This window comes from Elusimicrobiota bacterium, assembly GCA_040757695.1.
Taxonomy (GTDB): Bacteria; Elusimicrobiota; UBA8919; order UBA8919; family UBA8919; genus JBFLWK01.
In genome coordinates, this window is sequence record JBFLWK010000136.1 from 1 (window position 1) to 4,119 (window position 4,119).

4 protein-coding genes are annotated in these 4,119 nt (G+C 30.7%); all 4 read left to right on the forward strand.

The features are described from left to right. Positions 1–127 precede the first annotated feature (127 nt). The 4 genes from hemN to AB1349_13135 are packed head-to-tail and all read left to right on the forward strand — an operon-like array spanning position 128 to position 4,076. On the forward strand, positions 128–1,537 hold the full coding sequence (gene hemN, locus AB1349_13120) for an oxygen-independent coproporphyrinogen III oxidase (GenBank protein MEW6558264.1): 1,410 nt from the start codon (positions 128–130) through the stop codon (positions 1,535–1,537). Continuing rightward, the gene (locus AB1349_13125; GenBank protein MEW6558265.1) at positions 1,530–2,528 is read left to right on the forward strand and encodes an NAD(P)-dependent oxidoreductase; all 999 of its coding nucleotides are present in this window, start codon (positions 1,530–1,532) and stop codon (positions 2,526–2,528) included. The genes hemN and AB1349_13125 overlap by 8 nt, the downstream gene beginning before the upstream one ends. Further along, on the forward strand, positions 2,521–3,753 hold the full coding sequence (locus AB1349_13130; GenBank protein MEW6558266.1) for a glycosyltransferase: 1,233 nt from the start codon (positions 2,521–2,523) through the stop codon (positions 3,751–3,753). The genes AB1349_13125 and AB1349_13130 overlap by 8 nt, the downstream gene beginning before the upstream one ends. Beyond that, positions 3,750–4,076, forward strand: coding sequence for a hypothetical protein (locus AB1349_13135; protein ID MEW6558267.1), 327 nt, complete (start codon positions 3,750–3,752; stop codon positions 4,074–4,076). The genes AB1349_13130 and AB1349_13135 overlap by 4 nt, the downstream gene beginning before the upstream one ends. Positions 4,077–4,119 lie beyond the last annotated feature (43 nt).

Consider the following 4,119-nt stretch of genomic DNA (forward strand, 5'->3'; position numbering starts at 1 on the left):
GCTTTCACGTCAATTTTTTATAGGTTCCTTTATAATATGTCTCAGCATTTATTAGCAAGCGTGTCTGATGAATCAGACCACCCTATTTCTCATTAGAGAAATGGGAAATTTGCCAAACTACAGTAAAATGGAAAAAACTAAAAACAACATGATAGGGGAAATAGACATGGATATAATGAACAATTTAATAAAAAAATATGATGTCAGCAGTGCATTTATGTACGGAGAATATCCTCATAAAAATTTTTGGTCAAAGAAATTTAATGATACCGATTTTAGAATCGCTTTAAAAAGTGTGTTTTCTTATAGGAAAGATATCCCACTATTGCTATACGTTCATATTCCTTTTTGTCGGAGGCGATGTTTTTACTGCACCTGCCGTACATTTGTTACAAATGATTATGAAAGAGTAAAGGATTATTTGAACTACCTTTACCGCGAGATAGATTTATATCATGAATTTTTTGATAAAAACTCTGTTATGCCTAATTTTCGTGAAATCCATTTTGGCGGTGGATCGCCTACTATATTATATAGAAAAGAGTTTGACCAGCTTATAGAAAAATTACAACCAATTGTTAATATAAAAAATTTAGACGAATTTACAATTGAAATAGACCCTCGGGTTACTACAAAAGAAGATCTTCTATATTATCATTTAAAAGGAATTAACAGGATATCTTTAGGTATACAGGACTTTGATCCAGAAGTACAAAAAGCGGTTAACAGAATACAACCACTTGAATTAACAGAAAATTTGCTTATACCTGATATCAGAAAGAAATTTAAAAGTGTAAATTTTGATATTATTTGTGGACTGCCTAAGCAAACAAGAGAATCATTCAGAAAGACAATTGATTCTGTAATAAAATTGTCACCTGATAGGATTTGTCTTCTCTATTTGATAATGTCACCTGAATTTTCACAACATCAAAAACTGATGAAAGAATCTGAACTCCCGAATGCTTATGAAAGAACTATGTTTTTCGTCGAATCTCATCAAAGATTAATAAATAATGGTTATATTGACATCGGAGTGGACCATTTTGCAAAACCAACAGATGATGTGGCAAAAGGATTGAAAAACAAAACACTCTTTTGGAGTGGTTTAGGTTATACCCCGGGAAGATATCATGATATTATTGGTATAGGAACTAGCAGCGCAAGTAGAATTACAGATTATTATTATGCACATAACATTTATGCAATACCGGATTACGAAACATCTATTACAAATAGTAAATTCCCAATATTTCGCGGTTATAAATTAAATGACGACGACGTTCTAAGACGAAATATTATTCACGATTTACGTACCTATTTTTCTTTAAATTGTCGTGATATTGAACAAAAATATAGTATTGAATTCAAAAAATATTTTAAAGAAGAGAAAACTGCATTAGAAGAATTTGCCAAAGATAGTATAATAGAACTTTCTGACGATACAATTACTATTACGGAAACAGGCAAACATTTCGCACCACTCGTATGTAAAGTTTTTGATAAGTTTATCCGAATCGGAAAGAAGTATGATTAAAGATGAAGTATTAAAGAGTTTTATTGGCAAGAATGTTTTAGTAACCGGAGGAACCGGTCTTATCGGCAGACAGGTAGTAGATATTTTATGTAATATAGGGACAAATATCAAAATAGTTTCACTTGATAAAATAAATATAAACCCAAAAGTGGAACATATTTATGGCGATCTTACAAATTTTGAGTTTTGTAAAAAAATAACCAAAGATGTTAATTTTGTTTTTCATCTTGCAGGAATTAAAGGTTCTATTGAAATTGTAGAGAAAAAACCTGCAAGTATTTTTGTAACGCTATTGATGATGAACACAAATGTATTGGAAGCATGCAGAATGAATAAAGTTAGCAAGGTTGTCTATACGAGTACAATTGGGACTTATACCAGCGCTGAAGTTTTCAAGGAATCGGATTACCGTATTGACAGCATTCCAATGGAACTTACAAGTTGGAGTAAACGAATGGCTGAACTGCAAATACACACATATAAACTACAGTATAATCTTGACAACTTTGCAATTGTAAGACCTGCAAATGTATATGGTCCTGGTGATAATTTTGACCCCAAAAATGCAATGGTAATCCCATCGCTAATGTACCGTATTTATTCAGAGGAAGAACCGTTAGTTGTTTGGGGTAACGGTTCTGCTGTTAGAGATTTTGTTTATAGCAGAGACGTGGCTGAAGGTTGCATATTGGCACTTTATTATGGCACGAAAGCAGGTTTTGTAAATTTAGGTAGTGGACAAGGAACAACTATACGGGAATTGGTAGAAACACTTCATAAATTTATTGATTTTAATTATAAGTTTGACCAAAGTAAACCTGCTGGATTTCCTAAAAGAGTAATGGATATTTCTTTGGCAAAAAAACTAATTGATTACAACCCGACAACTTCTTTATTGGATGGTTTGAAAGAAACATGGAATTGGTTTTTAAATAATCAAAACGAATACCTAAAGAAAAAAAATTATTTTTCTGAAGATAACAATGAATGAATTAAAAATTTTAGTCATTGGAAGCATATATAAAAATACATTGGCAGATTCAAGAAATAACTTGATTGAAACTTTATTAAGTAATAATTCCGTATTTATAGATATCCAAGAAATTTATAATAAATATGGTTTCTACGGAACTCATGCCTATTTGACTGATTACATTAAAAAAAACGAAATAAATTCTGTTATCTATGTTGGCGTTTCACAATGGGAGTTTTATTTAGATATTAGTTTTTTTGAAAAATTAAGAAAAGATCTATTTCTGGTAATGGAAACGGGTGATGCAGAATATTACTATGAAACAATTATACAATATTATGCTCAAGCAATGGATTTGGTAATTGTTGACGATTTTGTAACACCATACCGACTTCGCCAAATCGGCATCAACTCTCTTTTTTATTACAGTTATCTTGACACTACACATTATTACAAAAAAGAAAATGTTAAAAAGGATATAGATGTGTCTTTTGTGGGAACTATAACGGGTAGGATTGGGAGAAGCAAATATATAAACTATCTTCTAAAAAATGGAATCAATATAAAAACTTTTGGCTGGGATTCTGATAGCGGAGTGATTTCTCAGGGAAAAAAAATTGAAATTTTTAATAGAAGCAAAATAAATTTAAATCTTACCGGGCTTTATTATAAATCAAAAATAGTTAAGAAAAACCCGATTAAAAAACGAATAAAGGGGTCAAAAGGAACACTTTTGGAAGTATTGTCTTGCGGTGGATTTGTATTGAGCGAGTATTATTTCGGTCTTGAAAACCTGTTTGAATTTGATAAGGAAATTGTTATATTTCGTACTAAAGAAGAACTGCTTGAAAAAGTAAAGTATTATCTGCAACACGAAGCAGAAAGAGAAAACATTGCAAAAAGGGGACATCAACGCGTAATTAAGGACTATAATGTAAAACTTGCAGTTCCTAAATTATTAGCAACAATTGATGAATTAAGAAAAGAGAAAGTATACAGACCTTCAGAAATTTTTGTTGACGATGAGTTTATTAAAAATTATACTACATTTAGAGTGCTTTTAATTTTAAGATTTATAAAAGCAGGAAAATGGAAATTTGCTTTTGAAGAATTAAAGATTGCTCTAAAATATAGGAAATTCGACTGGTATCAAATCCATATGTTTTTTATTGAAGAAATTTTTGACAGTTTTCCTAAAATTAAGTTAATGTTGAAAATATTCCTCGGCAAATGCAAAAAATGACAAAGATATTATTGATAAATATTCCATCAGGACCTTATCCAACTGACTATCCGCCGGTTGGTATTTCAAGAGTTATGGAAGGTTTGGACCCATCTTTGAATTGCGAGTGCTATTTTTATGATTTGGACTATTTCAGACCTTCTTTTGAAGAAATCAAAAATAAAATTCAATCCTACAATCCCGATATAATCGATTTTAGCGCTGTTTTAACCCCGGCTTATTTATATGTTAAAAAATTATCCATCTTTCTAAAAAACAACTTCCCAAACATTATTCAGGTCTTAGGTGGTGAAATGGCAGTAATATCTAATATACTACTGTAAAGCAAAATTTGGACGCTATTAAGTTGTTAAACAAATATAAAAT